We start from the raw sequence: 20,094 nt of genomic DNA on the forward strand, positions 1-20,094 counted from the left end.
TCCATGGATCCGACCCTCAAGAATGCCTTGGCGCAATCGGCCGTCGTGCTGTTCGGCGCTGTCAACATCCAGCTCCCAAGCTATGATCTACGACTGCTGGACGGCGCGGCAGTCGTTGTTGCCGAAGGCCTGACCTATGCGGGCCTCGATCCTGCTTTCGGCTCTATCGCTGACCTGTCGGAGTTGAGCGAAGAAACTGGTGACGCCGCGCCGGAAATCACGGTCACCCTTAACCCGCCCGACCTCGCCGCCTCCGCAGCACTGGCCAATCCGCTGAATCAGGGCAGCACCATCCGGGTGCTTGCCGGAGCAGTAGACCCGGTCACGGGCCTGACGATCGGTCAACCCGAGACCCTCTTCCTGGGTGAAATCGACGTTCCGACCATCAATGTCGACCAAAGCGGCGCGCGCACGGTCGAAATTACGGCGGTGAGCGTCTTCGAGCGCCTGTTTGAGGTCGAGGAAGGCCAACGCGCCTCGAACGGCTGGCACCAGTCCATATGGCCCGGCGAAAAGGGCTTGGAGTTCATGACTGGTACCAACGTTAACCTGTACTGGGGCGTGAAGCCTCCCAAAAGCAGCGACCTCTCGAAAGGTGGTTCGCTATGGTCGCCCAACAGCGCAAACGTGTCAGTCGCATGACGCCGCTCGAGCGCCGGCACGCCGCCATTGAGGCGACCATGGCCAAGTTCCGTGCCGAGCCCTTTCAATGGGGCCAAGTCGATTGCGCACGCGTCGCGGCTTTCCACTTGAAGCAGCTCGGGCACAAAATCGCGATCAGCAAGGCAGGCCGGTACCGCACTGCGCTCGGCGCCGCAAAGGCGTTGAACCGGCTGGGATATGCAAGTCTCGCTGAAATGGCTGACGGGCTTGGCCTCATGCCGATCGCGCCGGCGCGCATGCTGATCGGCGACATCGCTGAGCTCGAAGGTGACAGCCCGGTCGGCACGATCGCCCTGTATGCTGGCTCCGGCAACGTCTTCGCCTTCCATGAAGATTATCCCGGATTGGTAACCGCCGCGCCGCACGCGGCTTCCATCCTGCGCGCCTGGAGTGTCCTGTAATGGCCAAGATGCTCAAGACCGCTGGCATAGTCGTGGCGGCCGTCGCGCTCGTGGCAATGACAGCTGGTGCCGCTGCTCCTGCTGTTGTTGGAAGCGCCACAGCGGCGGCTAGCGCTGGCGGTGTCGCCGGTGTCTCTGCCGCGACCCTTACCGCGATCGGTGCCTACGGAGGCTTGGCTGCGTCGGTGCTCACGGCCGCCGCATCTGCGACCGCACCGGGAGTCACTTCCCAAGGCACCGCGACTAAGTTCCAGACGAACCCGCAGAGCGGTTTGCCTTACGCAATGGGCCGCACCCGCATGTCGGGCCTGCGGTTCTTCGCCGCGACCAACACCCGGCCGGGCTACACCAAGTTCAACGACCTGCTCTGGTTTGGCGCCCTGCTGAGCATCGGCGGCCCGATCGGGGGCATCGAGGAGTTCAAGGCCGACGGGGAGGTCGTGACGTTCGACGCTAGCGGCAACGCTGTCGGCAACTTCCGAGACTACATGGCGCAGAAGGTCCACCTCGGCGGGCCTATGTCGACTGCGCTCAACCTTTCACTGGGCGGGGGCACGGCACCCGGCTGGACCGCGCAGCATAAGCTGTCCGGCATCACACATGCGATGTGGTGCCTGCGCTACAACAAGCAGGGCGAGATGTACGGTGCGGGCGCGCCGGAACCCGCCTGGATCGGTAAATGGGTCAAGGTCTACGACCCGCGCCTCGACAGCACATATCCCGGCGGCTCCGGGCCCTGTCGTGCTCTCGACGAATCGACTTACGTCTGGTCGGATAACCCAGGCCTCCACGCGCTCACCTGGGCGCTGGGCCGCTGGCAAAACGGCGAACGCACCTGCGGCATCGGCGCGCCGGTCGAGACGATCCGGATGGCGGAGTTCGTCGAGTGCGCCAACGTCTGCGAGGCAAATGGGTGGACGGTCGGCGGTGTCGAGTGGACCACGGACAGCAAGTGGGACTCGCTGAAGCGCATCCTTCAGGCGGGCGGTGCCCGGCCGACCCAGACCGCCGCGATGATCGGGTGCCTGGTCAACATGCCGCGCACTGCGATTGCGACGATCGAGAGCTGGCACCTCCATGACGGCCTGTCTCTCGCTGCGACGAAAAGCCGCCGCGAGCGTATCAGTTCGGTCATTCCGCGTTACGTGGATGAGGACAGCGACTGGGAGCTGATCAGCGGTACCGCGATCACGGTGGCCGAATACGCCACGGCGGATAAAGGCAAGCGCACCAAGGAAATCGACTTCCCGCTCGTGCAGGTGTTCTCCGGCCAGGAAGCCAAGCAGCCGGGCCAGCTAGCCGCCTACGAGATCGTCAACAGCCGCGAAGCCGGACCTTGGACCTTCACGACCGGACCCGAGTGGATCGGCCTGAAGACGGGCGACGTCGTTTACCTGAACGTCCCTGAAGAGGGATTGGTCAACCAGCCGGTGATGATTACGCGCCGGGCGATCGATCCTTCCACCGGCAAGGTTTCCTTCGCGGTCGAGACCGAGACCTATTCGAAGCACGCTTATGCGTTAGGACAGTCGACCACCCCACCCGCGCCTTTCACCCTATCTGCCCCAGACCTGAAGCCGCCTGCGCCCGTTGCCTCGGGCTGGACGGTCGCCGGCACCACATCAGGCGAGGGTTTCCCGGCCCTGCTCATTGCCGGTGAGAGCGAGATGCCCTCCGCCGACGCGGTCGTCATCGATTACCGCCTCCATCAAGGAAACGAAACGGCGACGGACGGCTGGACGAACTCGGCCATTCTCTCGGCTGTCGACACAGTGCGCCACGTCATATCGCCGCTTCAAAGCGAGACGCGATACGATGTCCGCATCAGCTACCGCGTCGAGGCCATAGATGGCGCCGCTACAATTTTTGAACAGGTGCTCACGGGCGTCGGCAAGATCACGACGATCGAGAACCAGATCGATGATATCGCTCAGGCCGGTAAGGTCACCGCTCACCTCAGCGTGCCCGCCGTCAGCCTCTATGCCTATGCCAACGGCGGCATCCTCGATTACTCGGCCGCCTCCGGMAAATTCTTGGTGCTCCGCGGTACCCAAGACATCAGTGCGAGCTTCTCTTTCGAGATCCTTTCTAACCCGGCGAATCTCGACGTCGCGTTAGATGGTAACGCCTATGCGGTGACGGGCGGTCTCGATGCGGACAGCGCCTCCCTCACTATGCGCGCCTCGGGAACGGGTGCGTATGCCGGGACCAGTTTCGATCTGGTGTTCACCGTCTCGCGCATCATGGGTGGCTACGAGATCGTTTCCGCCCTACCGACGGCGAACTTGTTCGAAGGCCGGATCGTCTACAATAGCGCGGACGGCAAGCTCTACACCTACACCAGCGGCGCCTGGAAGACGGGCGTGAATGCGGCGGACATCGCCGGCGACATCGTGGCGGATCAATTCGCCCCCACCATCGAGCCGGTCACGCTGGTGACCTCGGTCCCGACCGAGAAGAGCACGAACGTCGTCTTCAACACGGCCAACGGCAAGACCTACCGCTGGAACGGACAGGTCTATGTTGCGACGGTCGAGGCCAGCGACATCGCCGGTGGCATCACCGCATCGCAGTTCGCCTCGGGCATCGAGCCGATTACCAACGTCACCTCGCTGCCGTCGACCAAGGTGACGACGGTCGTCGCCTACAACGGCAAGCTCTATCGTTGGAACGGGTCCAGCTACACCGCCTCCGTCGCGACCACGGACCTTTCGGGCAGCATCGTCGCGGCGCAGTTTGCCTCCGGGATCGAGCCCGTCACGCTGGTGTCCGGCGCTCTGCCGACGTCGCGGGTCACCAACGTCATCACCTACGGCGGCAAGCTCTACCGCTGGAACGGCGCCGCCTACGTGGCGAGTGTCCCGACGACCGACCTCACGGGGACCATAACCGACGCTCAGATTGCGGCCATGAGCGCTGCAAAGCTCGCCGGGCAGATCACGTCTACGCAGATCACCGACGATGCGGTGACCACCCCCAAGATCGCGGCCGGGGCAGTGACTGCGGCTGAGATCGCCGCTGGCGCCGTCACCGCGTCTAAGATCGCTGTCGGGGACTTCAGCAACCTGATCCTCAACGGCGACCTTGTGTCCGGCGCCCTCGATGGTTGGTCGCGTGTCACCGCGTCCGCAGTGGGAGCGGCCGGATCGTCCATTATCTGTGACGGTCCAGCTAACGGATGGCCTACCACCTACGGCATCAACATGTACCGCGCCTCCGGCGCCACAGGCGAGATATCGATCGTCAACGGCAACGTGTCGTTCGACAATGCCAATTATATGAACGGCGGCGTGGACCTCGCGGCCGGAGAGCAGATCTACTTCGAATGCTATACGTGGGGCACCAACACCACGGCGGGCCTCCTCGTCGAAATGCTGATGCGCCTGCCCGGCAACGCGACCACTTACGGTAGCCAACCCGCCGCCGCCCTCTCCAATTGCACGGGGGGCTTCTACCTGGTGGCCAAGCCTGGTCAGAACGTGATCAAGATCTCGGGCTATTTCACCAACAACACCGGCGTGGCGGGTAAGGCCTACCTCCGCTTCGTGCACACCGGATTTTCGGGGGTAGCGGCCGGCGCGCAAAATACGAACGTCTACGTGTGGAGCGCCAAAGCGACCCGCCGTAATGCGGGCAAGCTGATCGTCGATGGGGCGATCACAGCGAACCAGATCGCCGGACAGACGATCACGGCTGCGCAGATTGCCACGGACACGATCACGGCCGCCCAGATTGCGGCCGGCGCTATCGCCGCTTCTGAGCTAGCTGCTGGCTCGGTTACCGCATCCAAGATGGCGATCCAGGGTGAGAACCTGTGGCCCGACCCCTTCGTGCAGGACCTTAGCTGGTGGAAAGGCCCTTCCCAAGGGTCGCCAGTCGACAGCGGGTACGTCAACCCGGCCAACAACTCCAATGGACAGTCTGCTGGTTGGCAACTCGTAGACTCGGGGCTAGCCGTATTCGCTGATCGCGTCGGCGGCTCCAAGGGCATGTGGCAGCTCTGGTCGGGTAACAACAACGACCAATTTACGAGCACGGCGATTGCTCAGGTGGTCCCGCCGTCCTTGTGGGCGAAATCCAATACGACATATGAGCTGGGGATTGGCTGCTACAACCAATCCAACCGAAGCCTTACCGTGCAGGTCCAGTATTTTGATACCTCGGGCGCCTATATCGGCGGTACGCAGCTGATCGTATTTGCGCCTGGGGATGTCTCCAGCAAGATCAAAAGGGCGAAGTTCACGACGCCTGCGAATTGTGTGACCGTCCGTATCTACTGGGATAGTCAGGCTGGGGTCGCCTTCAGCGGCGTCTGCAACGTCGGCAACATCACCCTGCGCGAGGCGGCGTCGGGTACGATGATCGTTGATGGGACGATCACCGCCGGGCACATAGCCTCGCAGACCATCACAGCCGCACAGATTGCCACGGACACGATCACGGCCGCCCAGATTGCGGCGGGTGCCATCAACGCGGCTGAACTCGCAGCGGGCTCGGTCACCACGGCAAAGCTGGCCGTAGTTCCAAACAACCTCATACCGGATCCCTACTTCGCCGATACCGCATGGTGGTCGGCGACGCGGCTGGACGCAGGCGGCTGGTATTTCGAGGGCAACAATGGGTCTTCCGGCGGCGCCTTCGAGATGGGTGTGCCAAAGTGCGTTGTGCTCGGGCCGCAGGCCAACTTGCGCAAGCACTGCTGGTCGGCCAGCGTCCCGTTCTCCGGTCAGGGCCAGGTGCTCCGCTTGCGAGCGATGGGCACTAACGGCTCGAACGACCGCATGTACCTTACCGTGCGTTTCCGCGGCGCGGCAGGAGACCTGGGCGATCTGGGCGTCAATTGGGAGCCGCTCGCAGGGAACAATATACTGCGCTCGGCGCAGATGGCGGTGCCCACCGGAACGACGCACTATCAGGTGATCGTCTTCAACGAAGGCAACACCGTATCAAACGGGTACATGTGGATCGGAGCGCCGAAGCTCGACATCGCCGCATCTGCTGACCTGCTGGTTGATGGGTCGATCACCGCAAGCAAGATCGCCGCCGACACCATCACCGCCGGACAGATCGCCGCCGGGGCTATCTCGGCCTCGGAGATCGCTACCGGCGCTGTCACTGCCGCCAAGATGACGGTCGCGGAATTCGAGAACTTGCTTCTCAACGGCGACCTCGCTTCCGGCAACCTCGACGGTTGGTCTCGCAGCTACAACGGCGTCGGGGGAATGATTGTTCAATGCGAGGATGGCGGGGTCGGTACTGGCTGGCCGAGCCGCTACGCGGTCCATATCCTGCGGAACGGCAACACGAGCGTGAGCGAGCTCAGCATCACGAATGGCGTGGGCAACTGGGACAACAACGACAAGCGTTACGGCATCCCCGTAAATCCGGGAGATGAGTTCGCCTTCGAAACCACATGCTGGTGCGCGAATGGGGCCACCGTTCAATTTGACATGATCATGCTGGATACCAGCGGCCAGCTTCAATGGATGGCGTGCGAGTCGGTCCAGAATACGTACCTAAACAGCACCACCAACCTCGGTGCCACGCCGGGAGAGGGATACGTCGTTCTCAAGGGCACGTTTAGAAATGTCAGCGGTAGGCAGGGCCGGGCAAACGTCCGATTCATTGGTCCGCTGGCATCCACGCCCAATGCGCACTGCTATTTCTGGAACAGCAAGATGCGCCGCCGCAACGCGGCCGAGCTGATCGTTGACGGCAACATCACGGCCACCAAGATCGCCTCCAGCGCGGTTACCACGGACAAGATCAGCGCCGGCGCGGTGACGGCGGCGAAAATCGCTGTGACTGAGCTGTCGGCTATCACCGCTAACCTCGGTCTGATGCGCACCGCGACCACCGGTAGGCGGACCGAGATCGATAGCAATGGCATGCGCGCTTACGATGCCAATGGGACCCTACGGGTTCGCGCCGGGGTCTGGGCGGTCTGACGTGGCCGAAGATGCAGGGTTTCTCGTCCAGAACGAGCTCGGGCAGATCGTCTTCAACAGCAACGACAAGATCCTTCGGGAGGCAGGATCGTTTGTTGTGACCGACAGCGGGTCGTTCAACGCCTCCGCCTGGCAGGCGCCCACGAATAACATCATCGCAGCTGTGACGGACGCGGGCCCGACCGAGAGCCCGCTGACCTTCACTTATACCGGCAACATCCAGGTCAATGCGGCGCGGGCTGACACAAGCCGGCCTGTCAACGCCACCGTTAGGGTCCAGCTTTTCTAATGGTCGATTTTGCAGGAGCTCAGACGTTTGCGGCCGACGGCCGGATTCAGTTCGACAGCGAAACGATGATGTTCGGCCTGGTCGGCAAGGGGCAGGTCGGCTTCACCTCCAACGCGGCCGTCGTGAATCCGAACAAGCACCCGATCTACTCGGCGTTCGTTGGCAGTCTGCCATACCATCAATTCGCTGTGCTGGCCTGTACTGCGCCTTGCTCGCTCCAGATCGCCAGCGCCGCCAACACGCCGGTCAACGGCTTCACCGCCAATGTGAAGGCGCTGAGCGGGGTCTCGTTCACGCTCAGCTATTGGCTCTTCAGCGCCTACGCTCTGCTTCCGGATCTCGGCTACGGGTTCCAGGCCTTCAACGCCAACAGCCAGAAGTGCCTCGATCTCGCTTATTCCCCGCTTCGGATAATCGCGAACACGCCGGTTTCCATCAACAACGGCCACAACACGAACCAGGACTATGCCGTGCCAGACACGGCCGGAAAGACCCTTGGTTATCTGCGCTACGGGACCGTCGAGAACCGGACGAGCGAGGTGCTGGTGTCACCCGGGCCCAACGATCCGGCAACCGCCCAGCGCAACTTCCGCGGAGTGCCCGTGGTCGCCGCGCGCTCCAACGGCTTCAACTTCCAGGAGGGCCAAGCGACCTGGCGCGACGGGAGCCCGATCAATGTGGCGGCCGGCGGCATCCTGACCTGCGACATGACGAACCTGTAGCCCGCGGGCTGCCCTACCTACTTCACCAGGAGACTGAAAATGTACATCATCCAGGACATCCCTGGGGCTACGCCCATGTTCCATAAGGTCGGCGCGGTGACGATCGACGGCCCCTCGATCACCGTGGCCGTGGAAACCACGTCCGCGGAGCCGCAGGCAGTCCCCGGCGGCGCGCCCACCACTTTCTATGGCGGCCGGGTCTACACGCTTCCGGAAGGCGCGATCCCCGCAGAGACGGTGTCGCAGCTCGCCGTGAGCCAGTGGATGGTCTCTGCTACCGGGTTCTTCCCGCGCTGCGAGCTCTCCACCGATGCTGCGTTCGCACACATCTCGAAGCGGGCGACTTTCGGCGCCAAGGTCCGCAACGAGCGGGACCAAGTCCGCGACGGAGGCTGTGTCGTTGAGGTCCAAAGCGAGAGCTACCGCGTCGAAACGGATGCCACGAGCCGCGTGAATATTTCCGGGTCTGTCGTGATGGCCATGCTCTCGATGCAGGCCAGCGAGGCATTCCTCACGGACTGGCGGATGGCCGATAACTCGATTGTCTCGCTCGATGCTGCCGAAATGATCCAGCTGGGCAAGACCGTCGCGAACTTCGTCGAGGCTGGTCAGCGTCGCAAGAACGAGCTCGATGCCCTGATCGCCACCATTTCCGAAGCGACTACGGACGAGGAGCTGGCTGAAATCGAGGCCCAGCTCCTCACCGGCTGGCCAGAATAACGGCCGCCCAGCTCACCTTCATCCCAGATCAGCGATCCGATGCCGCGCGGCTGCTGCCGTCGCGGACGAAGGCTGCTGCCTGATGCAGATCTCACCGTAACCAGCGAGGCCAGCATGACCGACCCCCGCGATACGATCTTCAATGCCGCCCGCGCCGCCAAGGGCAGCGGCTTCACTCAGGCACAGGTGGATGACCTCCACGGCGCCCTCGACCGGGCCGGAGTGCCAAGGGAGACGAAGTTGACGGACATCCCCGACGACTACTGGCCCATGCTTTCCAAGATCGAGAGCAATGACCGGCCATACGTGAAGGCGGCCAGCTCCAGCGGCTCCGGCCTTTACCAGTTCCTGAAAGCGACCTGGATCGGCGAAGGCGGCAAGTGGGGCTCGGACATGCGGCTGGCATTCGGCGGTCTGAAGCCGTCCGCCGAGGAACAGCTCACCAGGGCAAAGACCTTCACCGAGAAGAACGCCGCATCCCTGCGCCGCAAGAACATCCCGATCAACAAGGCCTCGCTCTACGCCGCCCACTTCTTCGGCGCCGGCACTGCGGCCGAAGTCATCTCGGCGGACGTCGATGCCCGCGCCGACCTGATCGCTGGCGAGGCCGCCACCAAAGCCAATCCTTCGATCCTGAAGGGCAAGACCGTGGGCGAGTTCCTCACCTGGCTACACGGCAAAACCGGCGCATGGGCCCGGTAAGAGGAGATAGGGGGCACAATGGAACACTTCTCGCTATCCGACTGGCTCACGTCGCTTGGCTATGCCCTGCTGTCCGCCTTCGCGGGCGGCCTCGGCTACGTCATGCGTGAGAACGACAAGGGCAACAAGCTGAACGGATGGCGGGCGCTCACCGAGATCGCTTCGTCAGGTCTGGTGGGCTTCCTGGTCATGCTCCTGTGCCAGGCGATGAAGGTCGACCCGCTGTGGACCGGTTTCATCGTCGGCATTTTCGGCTGGCTCGGGGCGAACGTCTCGATCCGCCTGTTGGAGCGCATCGTCTACGAACGCCTTGGGATCAAGCTTCGCGCGAACACAGACAAGCGTATCGAAGCCGCCAAGGCCCAAGAGGAGGAACGGCCATGAAATGGCTCATCAACCTGCTGACCCCGTTCAAATCCGAGCTCTTCGCCATGGTGGGGGTGCTGGCCGTCTGCGGCATTGGTGCCACGATCGCGGCCTACCTGCACATCCAGCGGCAGAACGACCAGATAGAGACCTTGGACGGACGGGTCGGGGATCTCGTGATCGCCAATAAAGGCTGGGCCGCGCGATACGCGGAGCAAGACCGTCTCCGCGTCCTAGAGCAAGAGAACGTCCTGCTGCTCCAAGACAAGCTCGACCTCATCGAACAGCAGGGCGTGGCTTCGGCCGCCCAGCTGAAGCAACTGGAGAAGACCAATGCGGAAGTTCGCGAACTCATGGCTCGGCGCCTGCCTCCTGAGCTGCGCCGCCTGCTCGAACAGCAAAAGTGATATCGCCTCGGCACCACCGCCCGCCTATCAGGGCATACCGGCCGGGCTGATGGAACGCTGCACCGTTCAGGACGTGCAGCAGGAGACAGTCGCATCGATCATCGAGAGCCGAGGAATCTACATCAAGGCGTTCAACAAGTGCGCGGCGAAAGTCGATGCAATCCGGGAGCACGACGCTAAAGCGAGGGCTCGACCCGTCACAAACTAGTGCGCCCAGCTTCAAGAAACCCTTCACCTGTATTCGCTATCCCTCGGACGATAGGCTGGCTGCGCGCTTCCTGCCGTGCCGCTGACCTCCCCTTGCGCGCTATTGCGCTTGGAACGCAACCTGGCCCCGGAGCGCGACCTCGAGTGCGCCCCGGGGCCTCTTCCGAACAGAGAGCGTAGGGAAGCGCCGTTGCGTGGACGCTGTGACGCCGTATAAGCCGGTTTGCAGCTCCGGCCTCTAAACAAGCGAGAGCGGCGAGCATTTCCCAGGGCCGTAATCTCTGGTGCAATGCGGAGGGACCGTCGTGACGGCAATCCAGGGCGGTCCCTCCAATTTTTTGGGACCCAAGCCTGTCGAATGCGTCGTAATCTTCACTACATCTTAAGTCCGAAGATCCAGGAGACGCCTTCGTTAGCGCGCGTCGTTGGTAGTCTCCACCAGTGCAGTCCGATGCGCCAAGGCGAAAGGGCCGCTTCCTATTGGGAGCGGCCCATCATATCGAAACGCTAGTTAGCCGCGGGCCGGGCTTGATACCGGCTATCAGATAGGGCTCTTCACCACCTGACCCGACCGCCTAAGCGGTTCTCAAGACGGGCACGACCTTCCGTGCTGCCGCGGCTCAGGAAAGGTACCATTCCAACGGCTTGGAACAACTACCCCATTGGGGCTATTATCCCGGTGCCATCTCGCGATGGCGCCACGGTGGCGGACCCTCCCCCGGCCACACCGTTTAGAGGCCGCCCTATCATGCGAGGGGCGGCCTCTTTCGTTTCAGCGGCCCGCGCGTGAGCCGCTAGCTCGGGATGTGCAGCAAACCTCCGACGGCCTTACCGTTCTGCACAGTCAGCAGCGTTTCCTTGTCCCTGCCTTCGCCGACGATCACCGACCACGCTTTGAAGCCGAAGTTGAAATTGCGCTTCGCAGGATCGGGGGCGTCGGCGCTTAAGGGTAGCCAGAGCGTTTCGCCATAAGTGTTCACAGCGCCCGCGGTCAGCAAGCTCAACACACCAGCTCGATAGGACACGTCCCCAGGGTTGATGTCAGCGGCATGTGCATGGACCATGAGGTTGATATCTACCGAAACCCCGATGTTCGGGATAATCACACCTTCCCAATGCTCGTTATTCTCGACCTCAAACCCTTGCCAAGGGCGCCGCATGTTATTCGCGAACGTCGCAATCCTAGAGGGTCCTAGGACAAATGCGATCTCATGCTTGCGCGTAACGAAAATCGAACCGGCGGGCGCTTCGCCGATATAGCCGGTCGTAAGTAGCTTAGAATCAATCATTGTTGGCCCCAAATTAAAATGCCGCGCTACCTTCCGCGGGGTTGTGGGGTTCGTCAACGCTCGCGACTATCTAACCCACCATGTGCCCTTCTATGCAGTGCCGGCAGCTTCCGCCTCACACCCTTGGCGGTCCATTCCCACGGGAACCGCGATGAACCACTCCCGTCGGCTGGCGTCCCAGGAAGCGAGGCCAAGCTCAATGGCATCATCCATCGCGTCCGTGATGCTGTCTCGCCAAGGGCCGCGCGGGCGGCCAAAGGTAGTAATCCGAAACCGATCGCCCGCCTTCAATAGCTCGACYAATCGAGTTCCGCATCGTCCACGGCGTCGAACATTTCCGGGTCAGCCCCGGTTTCGCCCAAGCGCTTGCGCACCGCATCCGGGGCGCCATTCTTCGGGAAACCTCGATCTGACTTGGCGATGGTTGCGAGTTGCCCGATGAAGCCTCCCTGCCCCGTCTGTTGGATGAGCCAGGCGCCGAAGCAAGGGCGCGTATCGATGTCCATCACAATGCTCCTTTTTCGAATCAGCGGAACGGCGCTATAGCATGTTCCCTATTCGTTCTCACAAGGAGTTTGTAGTGGAGCGCACCATCACCTTGCCTATCGAAATGGCAGAACGGCTAATCGAGACGGCTGCCCGCGCGAGCGGTGTGAATGACACACCGACGCTGATGATGTTCGCCGAGGTACGGAAACGGATCGAAGATGCGAGGAGGAAGCTGTGAGCCGGTGCCGGATCTGTAGCGCCAATGACGAGACGGCGCTGGTAGAGCAGATGGCAGAGGCGATGTGGCTGACGCAGGAGACGCGCGATCCTGACAACGAATGGCAGCCGTGGGATCAGGCCGGGCCGTACTGGCAACGGGTAATGCGCGAATTTGCAGCCGCGTCCCTCAACGTTCTCCGGGGTAACTTTGCCAATTCACCGCAGATCGAGGCTTAGTTGACCTTTCTCGCGACCCAGCGCAGCCTCGGCTGATGTGCAACTTGTACCGAATGACCAAGCCCGCCGATGCTGTGGCAGCCCTGTTCCGCGCTAAGAGCGCCGGGGCACCGAACTTCGCCGCCGAGGTCTATCCAAAATACACAGGACTCGTTGTCGCTGAAGGCAAGGTGCGCACCATGACGTGGGGGTTCCCTCGTCATGCGGTGAGTAAGAAGACCGGAAAGCCCCTGAAGCCCACCGCGACGAACAACGCCCGTGACGACAAGCTCCGCGGCAATCCGATGTGGCGGGACAGCTTTCGCGATCGGCGCTGCCTTATCCCCGTCACCGCTTGGGCGGAGGCCGAGGGTGCGGCTGGGAGCATGACGCGAACTTGGTACTCCCTGCCCGACCACGAGCTGTTCGCCGTCGCCGGAATATGGCGGCCAACCGACGAGTGGGGCGCCGCCTACTCCATGGTCATGGTCAATGGCTGCGAGCAAATGGCCGACGTCCACGACCGCATGCCGACCATTCTGAGGCCGGAGACTTGGGCGGTATGGACGGATGGGACGCCGGACGAGGCTTTTGCGCTGTGCCGGACCTGGAACCGCCCGCTCGTAGTGGACAGGACGGAAGAGCTTTGGTCCACGCATCCCATGCCTTCAACGACACTCCAACGCAGACTTCCTGACAATCCTGAGCTTTTTTAGCGTCAGCGCGAGAGCGAGTTTCGCTACCAAACGCCCCCTATGAGACAATTCCGATAAGAGGCTTTTCGGTGCTTACGGATTGACTGAGGCCGATTAACCGATATTCCGGCCAGACTGATGCGCCAAAGTTACGTGAGGGGGCTCCGTTTGGCAGACGACTATGCAGCTTCGGCTAAGAGGCACAGCGAGGCAGCGTCGGATCTCGCTGCCAACGCCAAATACGATAATGCAGGATATCTGATAGGGTATACCGCTGAATGTGCGATTAAACATAAGATGCGCCAAGTAAGCGGTCAGGCCACCGAACGTATAGAAGGCCATTGTCCTAATATTATGAACGCACTGCGCCTGCGTATCCAGCATCGAGGTCTTACCGGCCAATGGCTGCAAGTTGTAAGAGGCCCTAATCCGCTCTCGGATTGGGAGGTTGATCAGCGGTACGCCAGCAACGGTCACGTAACAAAAGAAAAATTTGAGGATTGGCAAAAATTTGCCAACCGATTGATGAGCTTAGCAGGTATTAAATAAGTCAATGCTTGGAAAGTCAACCATGCAGCCGAAACTAAGGTTCGATGATTCTTTTCCCTCTTTCGTGGGGCGAACCCTTGAGATCGTCGGGCGAGAAGCGCTTGAACGAGGGGCTATTGCATTTTTACGCGATGCGACCGGCGTAATCACCGCCATCGAGCGAGAAGCACTCAAACCCGAAATGAAGGAAAAGTTGGCTTCAGAACTACAAGGGCTAACCCCTTATGTTGATGCTGATTTTCCCGTACTTACGCCAGCAGCAGCCTTCGACGACGCGCTTGGCGACGAAAATAGTTATATAGCAACGCCCATAGCTCTGGGGGACGATGACTCCGTGCGCGTGTTGTTTCTCGACCGGCGTTACGTTGGCGCCGACTGGTTGCGACCCGCGCTAGAAAAATCAGTTGTTATCCCTCCAATTTTCTCCTTCGTGAGCATAAAGGGCGGGGTTGGCCGAACGACGGCCCTTGCAGTGGCAGCACAGGAGTTTGCTGCGAAGGGTCTCCGGGTCTTAGCCATCGATCTCGACTTGGAGGCCCCCGGTCTTGGCTCATTTTTGCTCCCAGCAGAAAATAGACCGCTGTACGGCGCTCTAGATTTTTACGTCGAGCGAGGGGCTTCCAGTTTTGACGGTCTCGAATTTCACGAACTGATGGAACCGTCTCCTGTCCTCACGGCAGGAGCCCCCGTCTTCGTAGTCCCCGCGTTCGGCCTCCGTTCTAACAGCCACCCTCAAAACGTAATGGCGAAGCTCTCACTAGCCTATACGGAAGAAATTGATGCCAATGGCACCGCTTGGACGTTTCTAGATCGCACCAAAAAGCTTATTCGCGGCCTTTGCGAAGCAAGAGACTTCGATATAGTACTTGTGGACGCTAGAGCTGGCTTGCACGAGACATTGGCCGCATCCCTCATCGGCCTTGGCGCAGAAATTCTTATGTTTGGAACGTTTCAAAGCCAAACATTTGAAGGATATTTGCCGTTGTTGAGCCAGCTGAGCTCTAATTCCGCAGATCGATCAACGTGGTCTAAACGCCTCCGAATGATTCATAGCAAGGCGGATGTGACCGACGGCAAAGAAATTCAAGGATTCCGGGACTCGGCTCACTCGTTATTCCGGGCAACTATCTATGACCAGCCTGCGCAAACACTTGAAGATTTTGAGGAAGCGAATCCTAATTGGTATAACGCTGACGATCCAGACGGACCTCATTATCCATGGATTATTGCAAATAGCGCGCAGCATCGGCTATTTGATCCGATTATTCGTCCTGCTCAGGTGGAGCCGGCCGTCTATAATGAGGCATTCGGCGAACTTCTTGCCAATCTATTAGATGCATATGAAGCGCGCATAGAGGCCATCGATGCAAATTGAGCAGATAATGCAGGCAATCCGCGAGGGTTTCGCAAGCATCCCAACGGACGTCTCACATGTCGTCGGGCGCCCCCCGGCAATTGAAGAGATATTCACACCTGTCCGTCACTCCTTAGCGCTCGACCCCGACCTCCCCATCGTTGTGGGCGCAAGGGGCACTGGCAAAAGTTTTTGGGCCTCGGTTTTTACCGATCAGGCAACTCGCAATGCTGTCGCCCCAGCATACCCTCGCTTGCACTTAGCAAATGTCGAGGCGCGACCTGGCTTCGTTGATCAGGCAATATCAACCGCCGTTTCTAAGGCGACGCTTGATGACTTGGCTCGCGATGATGAGGAAATCACACGCCGCCTCTGGCTGATTCTTGCCATTAGAGCAGCGGAAGATGTTTTGGCCGCCAAGACCTTCACCACCCTTGAAGAGGGCCTATCCCTTTACAAACGTTCTGAAACGACTGAATTACGGCTTCACGAGCTTGATACGATACTTGCGAACTCAAACAAGAGGCTGGTTGTCGTCTTTGATGCCCTCGATCGGCTTTCCAATAATTGGGATAGGATTCGAGTTAGAACAACAACTCTGCTGGAGACCTTACTCGCAATAAGAGCGTATAGGTCTATAAAGTTTAAGCTTTTTATGCGCCCAGAGCAGCTCAGCAGCGTTCCATCGGCATTCACTGACTTGTCAAAGCTAAAAGCGGGGTCGTACGATCTTAGATGGCATGCCACGGATCTTTACGCACTTGCATTCAGCAACCTCATCCGAAACCCGAGCGCATCACCAGCATTCAACGAACTCCTTATCTCAATGAATATATTCAGAGAGCCGCAAACTAACTTTTCTTCTGATCTTCCCTATTATTTGATGCGGAGCTCAGATGTTCAAGAACGGGTCTTTAATCGAATAGCTGGTGCTTACATGGGCGCAGACGCTCGTCGCGGGAAAACGTATAGTTGGCTACCAAAGCATCTTTCGGACACCAAAGGAAGGTTGACCCCACGTAGCTTTTTAACAGCGCTTGGAGCGGCAGCTAGACATGAACGCATGCCTACCGCGGAACACGCACTGACGATAGATGGCATCAAGCATGGCGTCAGCGAGGCTTCTGTGCTGCGTGTCGACCAACTGAAGGACGAATACGGCTGGATTGACTTGGCACTTCAACCACTGGCTGGGCAGGAAGTGCCGTGCGAATTTAGTGCCCTGTTCGATCGCTGGTCGGATGCAGACACGCTTGCACTGATTTCCAGCCAAGCAGCTTCCATCGGATACCTACCGCCTTTTACGGGAGACTTCCGGGAAAACGGCATGCGAGATTTGTTGGTTTCTCTTATGGACATCGGCGTCTTGGAAATAAGATCCGATAATCGAGTAAATATTCCCGATCTGTTCCGTATTGCTGCTCTAATGCTGCGCCGAGGGGGGCTACGTCCACTGCCGCCAAATTGAGGACGGCTGTCGATTCGTTATCAGAAATTGCCTAGCCCTAGCGTGTTGTTTTGCGTGAAACTTGCGTGAACTAGGCGCAAAAACCCGGTTTGTTCAAGTTCCGTTCTCATTGCCCTCAGCAGCAAACCTACGGTTTTCCGCCATTTCCCCTACGATGCACTGCGTTGACATCGTAGGGGTCGCAAGTTCAATCCTTGCTACGCCCACCATTCGGACAGTCGGCCAGAACTAGGGCCGACCTTCCCCAAATCTCTACAATTTGACGGAACGCGGATTGCCGCGGCAGCGGCCAGTCCGGTTCGCCCCGGACGATCGCCAGCGCGTAATGCGCGGCGCGCAACTCCGCCCCCGCGCAAAGCGGGTGCCCTGCCCGACAGCGCCTTGCCAGCCGTGCCCCGCCTGCCTAAGAGACCCCCAATTTCTCACCTCCAGGGGAGTTTTCCGGAATGGCAAAAATCAAGGTCAAGAATCCCATCGTCGAGATGGACGGCGATGAAATGACGCGGATCATTTGGGAATGGATCCGTGAACGACTGATCCTCCCCTACCTCGACGTCGACCTCAAGTACTACGACCTCTCGGTCGAAAAGCGCGACGAGACCGACGACCAGATCACCGTCGACGCCGCGAACGCCACCAAGGAACATGGCGTTGCCGTGAAGTGCGCGACCATCACCCCCGATGAAGCCCGCGTCACCGAATTCAGCCTCAAGAAGATGTGGAAGTCGCCCAACGGCACGATCCGCAACATCCTGGGCGGCGTCGTCTTCCGCGAACCGATCGTGATCTCGAACGTGCCCCGCCTGGTTCCGGGCTGGACCGACCCGATCGTCGTCGGCCGTCACGCTTTCGGCGACCAGTACAAGGCCACCGACACCCTGATCCCGGGCGCCGGCAAGCTGCGCCTCGTGTGGGACGGCGAAAACGGCGAGAAGATCGACCTCGACGTGTTCGATTTCCCGGCTCCGGGTGTCGCCATGGCGATGTACAACCTCGACGAATCGATCCGCGACTTCGCACGCGCCTCGTTCAACTACGGCCTCAATCTGGGCTGGCCGGTCTACCTCTCGACCAAGAACACGATCCTCAAGGCCTATGACGGCCGCTTCAAGGACCTGTTCCAGGAAGTCTTCGACAACGAAGGCTTTGCCGCCAAGTTCAAGGACGCCGGCATCACCTACGAGCACCGCCTGATCGACGACATGGTCGCCTCGGCGCTCAAGTGGTCGGGCAAGTTCGTCTGGGCCTGCAAGAACTACGACGGGGACGTCCAGTCGGACACCGTTGCACAGGGCTTCGGCTCGCTCGGCCTGATGACCTCGGTCCTCCTCTCGCCCGACGGCAAGACCGTGGAAGCGGAAGCCGCCCACGGCACCGTGACCCGTCACTACCGCCAGCACCAGCAGGGCAAGGCCACCTCGACCAACCCGATCGCTTCGATCTTCGCCTGGACGCGCGGCATCGCCTATCGCGGCAAGTTCGACGAGACCCCGGAAGTCGTGAAGTTCGCCGAGACGCTGGAACAGGTCTGCATCGAAACCGTCGAAAGCGGCAAGATGACCAAGGACCTCGCGCTGCTGATCGGTCCGGACCAGAACTGGATGACCACCGAGCAGTTCTTCGAGGCCATCGTGCAGAACCTCGAAACCAAGATGGCTGCCTGGGCCTGAGCCTTTCGCATCCAAGCCCCAGGTCTTCGGACCTGGGGTACAAAAAACCCTCCGCCTTCGCAGGTGGAGGGTTTTTTCTGTCCCGGGCAGGCGGCACCCTGCCTAATGGAGCGCGCCTTATTCGAAGGGTTCTTCGCCTTCGAGCTTGGTGCGATGCATCATGCGGCCGCAAGTGGGGTCATAGGCCTCGGCCCGGTGCATGGTGCCGGTGTTGTCCCACATGACGAGATCGCCCACTTCCCACTCGTGGCTATAAGTGAACTCCGGCCCCGTCGCCCATTCGCGCAGGCCATGGATGATCATCGCGCTCTCCAGCGCGGACTTGCCCACCACTTGCGCCGAAGTGCAGCCGATCACCAGGCTCTTGCGGCCGGACTTGTGCTTCCAGACGAGCGGCAGTTCCTGCTCACCGATCTGCGCATAGCCCTGCAACTTGGCGAGGCTGGGCTCGGGCTCGTAATAGAAGAGGCTGGCCCAGGGGCCGTGGATCATACGGTACTGCTCGTATTCGGTCTGCTTGTCCGCCGGCAGCTCCTCGAAAGCGGCGTAAGTGTTTGCGAAGCCGGTGTTGCCCGTGCCGCGGGGGCTGGGCACGCGGCAGGACAGCAGCGAGGCCAGGATGGGCACATCGTTGCGGGTGCCGTCGATGTGCCAATAGAGCGAGCCCTTGAGGTACTCGGCGCTCATCGGGTTTTCCTTGGCGTCAAGCGTGATCTTGGAAATCACCTCCTCGCCGCCCTTCCGCTCAGGCGCGAACGTGCCGAGCGTCTTGGTGAAGGCGACCTGTTCCTCGTCCGTGAAATTCACTTGCGGGAACACGAGCACGCCGCGCGCTTCCAGCAGCTCGCGGATTTCAGTGGCGACCGTTCCGGCGAGCAGGTCTTCCCTGCTGTTGAGCACGCGGCTGCCGATCTTCGGCTTGATCTCTTCGGCCTTCAGCCTGGTCTGGGTCTCGACCGACATCCTGGAATTCTCCCGTCATATTGGGCCCGCTGAATCAGCGGCTCACGAGAGTTCCAATATCACGGCCTGAACGCCTGTTCAAATCGGCGCGAGCGCGTCGCGGCGATGGATCGCCCTTGCGAAAGTCAGCCGGCGCCCTGCAGGCGATCGAGCCAGGATTCGACGATGCGGCGCGCCTGTTCGTGGCCCATCTCGGCGCCCAGCCCTTCCTCCATCACGATGCAACGGCCGATACCGGCAAGGATCACGGTGAGCCCGGCCGGGTCGAAGCCCTCCACGGCCTTCAGCCGATCGCCCAGCAGGCGCTCCAGGATCTCGACCTGGCGGCGGCGCATGGCGATGCTGTGCTCGGCCATCTTTTCGCGCACGGCCGGGCGATGGTTGGCCAGGGCCATGAATTCGACGGACATGGCCGTGCGGCTGGTATCCACGAAGAACCCCCAGAGCGCCCGAACGGGATCAACGGAGGCCAGGGCTTCCTCGATCATCTGGTCGCTGTCCGCCGCGCCCTGGCGGCACACTTCCAGAAGCAGATCGTCCGTGGTGGGGAAATAATAGTGCACCAGCGACGGCTTGAGCCCTGCGCGCGCGGCCACGCGGCGCGTGCTGGCGGCGGCATAGCCTTCGTCCCGGATCAATTCCACGGTCGCCGTGACGATGCGCGCTCGCGTCGCGGATGTCTCGGCCCCTATCCTGCGCGCTGCGCCTGCCATCGGATTTCCCTTCGCTTGTCGGGCCTGCCTAGGGGCTGGCCGGA

21 protein-coding genes are annotated in these 20,094 nt (G+C 60.8%); 17 read left to right on the forward strand and 4 right to left on the reverse strand.

Features of this window, described 5'->3' with window-relative positions; genetic code table 11:
* The first annotated feature begins 3 nt into the window (after positions 1-3).
* The 10 genes from AB4Z00_RS12825 (at position 4) to lysC (ending at position 10,426) form a co-directional block, all read left to right on the forward strand.
* On the forward strand, positions 4-642 hold the full coding sequence (locus AB4Z00_RS12825; RefSeq protein WP_442046238.1) for a hypothetical protein: 639 nt from the start codon (positions 4-6) through the stop codon (positions 640-642).
* The gene (locus AB4Z00_RS12830) at positions 639-1,064 is read left to right on the forward strand and encodes a DUF6950 family protein (protein WP_442046239.1); all 426 of its coding nucleotides are present in this window, start codon (positions 639-641) and stop codon (positions 1,062-1,064) included. The genes AB4Z00_RS12825 and AB4Z00_RS12830 overlap by 4 nt, the downstream gene beginning before the upstream one ends.
* Entirely contained in the window at positions 1,064-7,012 is a 5,949-nt protein-coding gene (locus AB4Z00_RS12835) for a phage tail protein (protein ID WP_442046240.1), read from the forward strand. The genes AB4Z00_RS12830 and AB4Z00_RS12835 overlap by 1 nt, the downstream gene beginning before the upstream one ends.
* 1 nt (position 7,013) lies before the next feature.
* Complete coding sequence (locus AB4Z00_RS12840) at positions 7,014-7,301, forward strand: hypothetical protein (RefSeq protein WP_442046241.1); 288 nt, start codon at positions 7,014-7,016, stop codon at positions 7,299-7,301.
* Positions 7,301-8,023: a hypothetical protein gene (locus AB4Z00_RS12845; protein ID WP_442046242.1), complete on the forward strand. Its 723-nt coding sequence runs from the start codon at positions 7,301-7,303 to the stop codon at positions 8,021-8,023. Before AB4Z00_RS12840 ends, AB4Z00_RS12845 begins: the two co-directional genes overlap by 1 nt.
* Before the next feature lie 39 nt (positions 8,024-8,062).
* Positions 8,063-8,743, forward strand: a complete 681-nt coding sequence (locus AB4Z00_RS12850) for a DUF4376 domain-containing protein (RefSeq protein ID WP_442046243.1) — start codon at positions 8,063-8,065, stop codon at positions 8,741-8,743.
* 114 nt (positions 8,744-8,857) lie between these two features.
* Positions 8,858-9,445 (forward strand): hypothetical protein, encoded by a 588-nt coding sequence (locus AB4Z00_RS12855; RefSeq protein WP_442046244.1) that lies wholly within the window; start codon positions 8,858-8,860, stop codon positions 9,443-9,445.
* Positions 9,446-9,463: 18 nt separating this feature from the next.
* On the forward strand, positions 9,464-9,829 hold the full coding sequence (locus AB4Z00_RS12860; RefSeq protein ID WP_442046245.1) for a phage holin family protein: 366 nt from the start codon (positions 9,464-9,466) through the stop codon (positions 9,827-9,829).
* On the forward strand, positions 9,826-10,218 hold the full coding sequence (locus AB4Z00_RS12865; protein WP_442046246.1) for a hypothetical protein: 393 nt from the start codon (positions 9,826-9,828) through the stop codon (positions 10,216-10,218). Before AB4Z00_RS12860 ends, AB4Z00_RS12865 begins: the two co-directional genes overlap by 4 nt.
* Positions 10,145-10,426: an Rz1-like lysis system protein LysC gene (gene lysC, locus AB4Z00_RS12870; protein WP_442046247.1), complete on the forward strand. Its 282-nt coding sequence runs from the start codon at positions 10,145-10,147 to the stop codon at positions 10,424-10,426. Before AB4Z00_RS12865 ends, lysC begins: the two co-directional genes overlap by 74 nt.
* A 793-nt stretch (positions 10,427-11,219) precedes the next feature.
* Here lysC and AB4Z00_RS12875 read toward each other — a convergent pair.
* Complete coding sequence (locus tag AB4Z00_RS12875) at positions 11,220-11,714, reverse strand: hypothetical protein (protein WP_442046248.1); 495 nt, start codon at positions 11,712-11,714, stop codon at positions 11,220-11,222.
* Positions 11,715-12,001: 287 nt separating this feature from the next.
* A complete protein-coding gene (locus AB4Z00_RS12880) occupies positions 12,002-12,220 on the reverse strand; it encodes a hypothetical protein (RefSeq protein ID WP_442046249.1) in 219 nt (72 codons plus the stop codon).
* A 74-nt stretch (positions 12,221-12,294) separates the two neighbouring features.
* On the opposite strand from AB4Z00_RS12880, the gene AB4Z00_RS12885 reads away from it, so the two are divergent.
* From AB4Z00_RS12885 to AB4Z00_RS12915, 7 genes are all read left to right on the forward strand, one after another.
* Positions 12,295-12,441 carry a hypothetical protein gene (locus AB4Z00_RS12885; protein ID WP_442046250.1) on the forward strand — a complete coding sequence of 49 codons (147 nt, stop codon included), beginning with the start codon at positions 12,295-12,297 and terminating at the stop codon, positions 12,439-12,441.
* 50 nt (positions 12,442-12,491) lie between these two features.
* A complete protein-coding gene (locus AB4Z00_RS12890; protein WP_442046251.1) occupies positions 12,492-12,659 on the forward strand; it encodes a hypothetical protein in 168 nt (55 codons plus the stop codon).
* Between the two features lie 35 nt (positions 12,660-12,694).
* Positions 12,695-13,354, forward strand: a complete 660-nt coding sequence (locus AB4Z00_RS12895; RefSeq protein WP_442046252.1) for an SOS response-associated peptidase — start codon at positions 12,695-12,697, stop codon at positions 13,352-13,354.
* Between the two features lie 147 nt (positions 13,355-13,501).
* A complete protein-coding gene (locus tag AB4Z00_RS12900; protein WP_442046253.1) occupies positions 13,502-13,882 on the forward strand; it encodes a hypothetical protein in 381 nt (126 codons plus the stop codon).
* A 22-nt stretch (positions 13,883-13,904) separates the two neighbouring features.
* The gene (locus AB4Z00_RS12905) at positions 13,905-15,257 is read left to right on the forward strand and encodes a KGGVGR-motif variant AAA ATPase (protein WP_442046254.1); all 1,353 of its coding nucleotides are present in this window, start codon (positions 13,905-13,907) and stop codon (positions 15,255-15,257) included.
* Positions 15,247-16,704, forward strand: a complete 1,458-nt coding sequence (locus AB4Z00_RS12910) for a hypothetical protein (protein WP_442046255.1) — start codon at positions 15,247-15,249, stop codon at positions 16,702-16,704. The genes AB4Z00_RS12905 and AB4Z00_RS12910 overlap by 11 nt, the downstream gene beginning before the upstream one ends.
* A gap of 446 nt (positions 16,705-17,150) precedes the next feature.
* Positions 17,151-18,374 carry an NADP-dependent isocitrate dehydrogenase gene (locus tag AB4Z00_RS12915; RefSeq protein ID WP_132263724.1) on the forward strand — a complete coding sequence of 408 codons (1,224 nt, stop codon included), beginning with the start codon at positions 17,151-17,153 and terminating at the stop codon, positions 18,372-18,374.
* A gap of 117 nt (positions 18,375-18,491) precedes the next feature.
* Here the strand turns inward: AB4Z00_RS12915 and AB4Z00_RS12920 are convergent, their stop codons facing one another.
* Together AB4Z00_RS12920 and AB4Z00_RS12925 are read right to left on the reverse strand one after the other, a co-directional pair.
* Positions 18,492-19,337 (reverse strand): TauD/TfdA dioxygenase family protein, encoded by an 846-nt coding sequence (locus AB4Z00_RS12920; protein WP_442046256.1) that lies wholly within the window; start codon positions 19,335-19,337, stop codon positions 18,492-18,494.
* Positions 19,338-19,462: 125 nt separating this feature from the next.
* Positions 19,463-20,050, reverse strand: a complete 588-nt coding sequence (locus AB4Z00_RS12925; RefSeq protein WP_442046257.1) for a TetR/AcrR family transcriptional regulator — start codon at positions 20,048-20,050, stop codon at positions 19,463-19,465.
* Positions 20,051-20,094 lie beyond the last annotated feature (44 nt).

Source organism: Novosphingobium sp. YAF33 (genome assembly GCF_052113265.1).
Taxonomy (GTDB): domain Bacteria; phylum Pseudomonadota; class Alphaproteobacteria; order Sphingomonadales; family Sphingomonadaceae; genus Novosphingobium.

Coding starts and splice junctions, on each gene's coding strand:
- AB4Z00_RS12825 (WP_442046238.1), top strand. CDS start 4: ATGGATCCGACCCTCAAGAATGCCTTGGCGCAATCGGCCGTCGTGCTG.
- AB4Z00_RS12830 (WP_442046239.1), top strand. CDS start 639: ATGACGCCGCTCGAGCGCCGGCACGCCGCCATTGAGGCGACCATGGCC.
- AB4Z00_RS12845 (WP_442046242.1), top strand. CDS start 7,301: ATGGTCGATTTTGCAGGAGCTCAGACGTTTGCGGCCGACGGCCGGATT.
- AB4Z00_RS12850 (WP_442046243.1), top strand. CDS start 8,063: ATGTACATCATCCAGGACATCCCTGGGGCTACGCCCATGTTCCATAAG.
- AB4Z00_RS12855 (WP_442046244.1), top strand. CDS start 8,858: ATGACCGACCCCCGCGATACGATCTTCAATGCCGCCCGCGCCGCCAAG.
- AB4Z00_RS12860 (WP_442046245.1), top strand. CDS start 9,464: ATGGAACACTTCTCGCTATCCGACTGGCTCACGTCGCTTGGCTATGCC.
- AB4Z00_RS12865 (WP_442046246.1), top strand. CDS start 9,826: ATGAAATGGCTCATCAACCTGCTGACCCCGTTCAAATCCGAGCTCTTC.
- lysC (WP_442046247.1), top strand. CDS start 10,145: ATGCGGAAGTTCGCGAACTCATGGCTCGGCGCCTGCCTCCTGAGCTGC.
- AB4Z00_RS12875 (WP_442046248.1), bottom strand. CDS start 11,714: ATGATTGATTCTAAGCTACTTACGACCGGCTATATCGGCGAAGCGCCC.
- AB4Z00_RS12890 (WP_442046251.1), top strand. CDS start 12,492: ATGGCAGAGGCGATGTGGCTGACGCAGGAGACGCGCGATCCTGACAAC.
- AB4Z00_RS12895 (WP_442046252.1), top strand. CDS start 12,695: ATGTGCAACTTGTACCGAATGACCAAGCCCGCCGATGCTGTGGCAGCC.
- AB4Z00_RS12905 (WP_442046254.1), top strand. CDS start 13,905: ATGCAGCCGAAACTAAGGTTCGATGATTCTTTTCCCTCTTTCGTGGGG.
- AB4Z00_RS12910 (WP_442046255.1), top strand. CDS start 15,247: ATGCAAATTGAGCAGATAATGCAGGCAATCCGCGAGGGTTTCGCAAGC.
- AB4Z00_RS12915 (WP_132263724.1), top strand. CDS start 17,151: ATGGCAAAAATCAAGGTCAAGAATCCCATCGTCGAGATGGACGGCGAT.
- AB4Z00_RS12920 (WP_442046256.1), bottom strand. CDS start 19,337: ATGTCGGTCGAGACCCAGACCAGGCTGAAGGCCGAAGAGATCAAGCCG.
- AB4Z00_RS12925 (WP_442046257.1), bottom strand. CDS start 20,050: ATGGCAGGCGCAGCGCGCAGGATAGGGGCCGAGACATCCGCGACGCGA.